The organism is Rhizobium sullae, assembly GCF_900169785.1.
Classification (GTDB): domain Bacteria; phylum Pseudomonadota; class Alphaproteobacteria; order Rhizobiales; family Rhizobiaceae; genus Rhizobium; species Rhizobium sullae.
Genome location: NZ_FWER01000132.1, coordinates 1 through 3,363, shown reverse-complemented (window position 1 = coordinate 3,363; position 3,363 = coordinate 1). Strand labels below are relative to the sequence as shown.

4 protein-coding genes and 1 pseudogene are annotated in these 3,363 nt (G+C 65.0%); all 5 read left to right on the top strand.

What is annotated here, in order from left to right; translation table 11 throughout:
- The coding region (locus BN1800_RS39110) for an AAA family ATPase (protein ID WP_143534261.1) at positions 1 to 637 on the top strand (637 nt) is incomplete at its 5' end.
- 10 nt (positions 638 to 647) lie between these two features.
- Positions 648 to 1,589 carry a DUF58 domain-containing protein gene (locus BN1800_RS39105; protein ID WP_087006253.1) on the top strand — a complete coding sequence of 314 codons (942 nt, stop codon included), beginning with the start codon at positions 648 to 650 and terminating at the stop codon, positions 1,587 to 1,589.
- Positions 1,589 to 2,110, top strand: coding sequence for a DUF4381 domain-containing protein (locus BN1800_RS39100; RefSeq protein ID WP_087006248.1), 522 nt, complete (start codon positions 1,589 to 1,591; stop codon positions 2,108 to 2,110). The genes BN1800_RS39105 and BN1800_RS39100 overlap by 1 nt, the downstream gene beginning before the upstream one ends.
- A complete protein-coding gene (locus tag BN1800_RS39095; protein WP_087006246.1) occupies positions 2,097 to 3,086 on the top strand; it encodes a vWA domain-containing protein in 990 nt (329 codons plus the stop codon). The genes BN1800_RS39100 and BN1800_RS39095 overlap by 14 nt, the downstream gene beginning before the upstream one ends.
- Positions 3,083 to 3,363: pseudogene (locus BN1800_RS39090) on the top strand (hypothetical protein); the annotation flags it as partial. The gene BN1800_RS39095 and the pseudogene BN1800_RS39090, both read left to right, overlap by 4 nt.

The window sequence follows — 3,363 nt, the reverse complement described above, 5'->3', positions numbered from 1 at the left end:
CAAGGTACAGTCCGCACTCCTTGAAGCCATGGAGGAACGCCAGGTCACGGTCGGTGGCAAGAGCTATCCGCTGCCGCCGCTCTTCATGGTGATGGCGACGCAAAATCCCATCGAGCAGGAAGGAACCTACCCTCTTCCGGAGGCCCAGCTCGACCGTTTCCTGATGCATGTCGAGGTCGGTTATCCCGACGAGACGTCGGAGGCAGCCATCATGCGGCTCAACCGCGACGAGGAAAACGAGGCGCATGGCGGCACGAAGTCGCTGTCGCAGGAGAAGCTGAATCCTCAGGCAGTCTTCGACGCCCGCAAGGAAATCGGAACCGTCACCGTTTCCGAACCCGTCGAGAAGTACATGGTGGCACTCGTATTCGCCACGCGCTATCCCGCTCGCTACGACAAGGACCTCGCGAAGCTGGTGCAGATAGGCGTCAGTCCCCGCGGCGTGATCGGGCTCGACAAGGTTTCGCGATCCTACGCCTGGCTGAAGGGCCGCGACTACGTCACGCCGGACGACGTGAAGGCCATCGTCAACGACGTCTTCCGCCACCGGCTGATCCTGTCCTACGAAGCGCACGCGGCGAACACGACGCCGGACCAGGTGATCGACCGGATCACTGAACTCGTCGCCGTATCGTGAAGGAGGACCCATGCCCGCGGGAGACGGCGTCTATGTTTCGACGGAACAGCTCGTTGCTCTCGAGGCAAGAGCCCGAGACCTGAGCTTCGTGCAAAAGGCGCGCAGCCACCAGCAGCTTGCCGGGCGCATGACTTCGGCCATGCGAGGCCGTGGGCTCACTTTCGAGGAGCTTCGCAACTATCTGCCGGGCGACGACATCCGGTCCATCGACTGGCGTGTCACGGCGCGCACCACGAAGCCGGTCGTCCGCGTCTATTCCGAAGAGAAGGAACGCCCGGCGCTGGTCATCGTCGACCAGCGCATCAACATGTTCTTCGGCAGCAGGCGCTCGATGAAATCGGTAACGGCGGCGGAAGCCGCAATGCTCTGCGCCTGGCGGATTCTTGGCTCCGGCGACCGCGTCGGCGGCTTCGTATTCGGCGATGGCGAGATCACCGAAGTGAAGCCGCATCGCAGTCGCAACGCCGTAATCGCCTTCGCGGACCGGATCGCCGAAAAGAACAAGGCACTGAGAGCCGATGCGGCCTCGGCGGTGGCATCCGGACAGCTCGACGCCGTGCTCGAAACCGTCTCGAATATGGCGCATCATGACCATCTCGTGGTGGTGATCTCCGACTTCGACGGACATACGGCACGGACCCGAGACCTTCTCCTGCGCCTCTCCTCCCGCAACGATGTCGTCTGCATTCTCGTCTACGATCCCTTTCTGCTGGAGCTGCCGGCGTCCGGCGATATCGTCGTCAGCGGCGGCGGTCCGCAGGCCGAACTGTCTCTGCGCACGGCAAGCGTCCGAACCTCGATAGACGCCTTCGCTCGGAACCGGGGACGGGAACTTCGTGCATGGCAGAGCGAGCTTGGTCTTCCCATGCTTCCGATCTCGGCTGGCGAAGAGACCGCGCCCCAGCTCCGGCGTCTGCTGGAGCAGTCCGCCTGGCGGCAGAGGAGGCGCTGATGGAACCGACGGCGAGACTCGATCCGACGACGGAAGCGGCACTGCGATCGCTGCACGACATGGCGATGCCGGAACCTGTCTCGTGGATGCCGCAGACGTGGGGATGGGCCGTGCTCATCGGCGCGATACTCGCCATGTTGGCGCTCGCCGGGCTCCGATGGCTCCTTCACTATCGTGCAAACGCCTACAGGCGTGAGGCGCTTGCGCTTCTGGTCGCAGTCGAAGAACGCCTTCGTCGACCGGAAACGCGCCAAGACGGCATCCTGGAACTCGGGGAGGTCCTGAAGCGTACTGCGTTGGCCGCATGGCCTCGAGCCGAGGTGGCTTCGCTGTCAGCCGGGAGCTGGGTCAGCTTCCTCGACGCGCACGACGACGACAAGTCCGGGCATGCGCTCGAGCGGCTTCTGGACGATTTCGAGTATCAAGGAGCCGAGGTCGTCCCAGATCTGCCGTCGAACCTCTGCGGCGATCTCGTGGCCGCCGCCCGAGACTGGATCGAGCGCCACCATGTACCAGCTTGATCTCCCCTGGCTGCTGCTTGCGCTCCCCGCTCCGCTGCTTGTCTGGTGGCTGTTACCCGCCCACCGCGAGACGTCCGCCTCGATCAGGCTGCCCTTCTTCTCGCAGGTCGCCGAGGCGGCCGGCGTTCGTCCGACAGAGGGGTCGGTGATTGCGCGAAGGACATGGCCGCAGCTCTTCTGCGAAGGACTCGCATGGTGTCTCGTCGTGCTGGCGCTCGCCCGTCCGCAGTTCGTCGAACCTCCAGTCGAGAAGGTCGAGCCGCAACGTGACATCCTGTTGGCGCTGGATCTGTCGCAATCGATGGACGCGAAGGACTTTCCGGACGCCGACGGAAAGCCGCTCGCCCGCGTCGAAGCGGTCAAGCAGGTCGTGGCAAACTTCGTCGGCAAGAGGCCCAGCGACCGGATCGGCCTCGTCGCCTTCGGAGACGCACCCTACCCGCTCGCGCCCTTCACGATGGATCACGAACTCGTCCGGACGATGATCGCCGACGTTGTGCCGGGGATGGCGGGGCCGCGCACCTCGCTTGGAGACGCGCTCGGGCTTGCCATCAGGATGTTCGAGAAGACGACCGTGCGGGAGAAGGTCCTCATCGTTCTGACGGACGGAAACGATACCGCAAGCCGGATGCCACCTCTTAAAGCCGCCGAGATTGCGAAGACCAAGGGCGTCGTCGTCCACACCGTCGGCATCGGCGACCCGGCGGCGACGGGCGAAGACAAGCTGGACACGGCGACGCTGCAGAAGATCGCGGCGGGCACTGGAGGCAGATACTTCTTCGGAGGCGACCAAGCGCAGCTCGCGGCGATCTACGACGTGCTCGACCAGATCACGCCGGAGGATCAGAAGAACCTGTCCTGGCGGCCCCGCGTCGAGCTGTTCCAATGGCCGTTGCTGACCGCCGTGCTGGTGCTCTCCGGATACCACACGCTCGCTGGCGCGTCCGGGGTCATGCGACGGAGGACCGCCGCATGATCGCGGACTTTCATTTCATCCGCCCCTGGCTTCTCGTCCTCCTGCTGCTGCCGGCCCTGGTTCCCTGGCTTGCCTCCCGATCGGGCGACGTCCGGTCGCAATGGAGGGGCATGATCGCGCCGCATCTGCTCGATAGCCTGGTGGTCGACGGTTCGGCAGGATCGAGGATCCGGCCGTCGTGGCTCCTGGCGGGTATCCTCGTCGCCGGGATCGTGGGCGCGGCGGGGCCGACATGGCAGCGCGAGCCGCCGCCCTTCGTCGAGGACGCCGCGCCTCT

Bases quoted from the DNA above. Each gene is read 5' to 3' on its own strand.
- BN1800_RS39100 (WP_087006248.1), top strand. From the start codon at position 1,589: ATGGAACCGACGGCGAGACTCGATCCGACGACGGAAGCGGCACTGCGA.
- BN1800_RS39095 (WP_087006246.1), top strand. From the start codon at position 2,097: ATGTACCAGCTTGATCTCCCCTGGCTGCTGCTTGCGCTCCCCGCTCCG.
- BN1800_RS39105 (WP_087006253.1), top strand. From the start codon at position 648: ATGCCCGCGGGAGACGGCGTCTATGTTTCGACGGAACAGCTCGTTGCT.